2 protein-coding genes are annotated in these 355 nt (G+C 44.8%); both read right to left on the bottom strand.

What is annotated here, in order from left to right:
• On the bottom strand, positions 1-209 hold a 209-nt coding region (locus tag ACUU1I_RS21315), incomplete at its 3' end, for an ead/Ea22-like family protein (RefSeq protein WP_449144953.1).
• Positions 206-355 (bottom strand): DUF2737 family protein (locus tag ACUU1I_RS21310; RefSeq protein ID WP_449144954.1); only part of this gene is annotated, 150 nt, incomplete at its 5' end. The genes ACUU1I_RS21310 and ACUU1I_RS21315, both read right to left, overlap by 4 nt.

Raw genomic sequence — 355 nt, 5'->3', positions numbered from 1 at the left:
CTTTTGTTGACCACTTCAACATCTGTTTCAACCAGGCAGTTAACATGACATTCCGCAATCACACCACCGGGTTCTCCTTTCCATTTTTGACAAACAAAAACTCCTGTTAAATTGCCGTGCCGATTAACAGATGTATGCCCTACGATGTAGCTTCCTTTAGTTGCTTTTTCTGCCTTGGCACGCAGTGCCTGATAGTCAATCTTGCTCACTGGTTGCCTCCTTTGCGCCACATCGCATTCAGATATTTGTTGTCATTAACAGAACCGAAACTCTTTCTCTTAAGCAATTCCTCTCTCGATGGCATTGGCTTTACGCGCTGGCGAATAATCATTTCTGCCGGAAGAATGCCGGGATT

The organism is Shigella sp. SIG3 (assembly GCF_053555855.1).
Note: the sequence above shows the minus strand (reverse complement) of the source record. Positions and strands in the feature narration are given on the sequence as shown.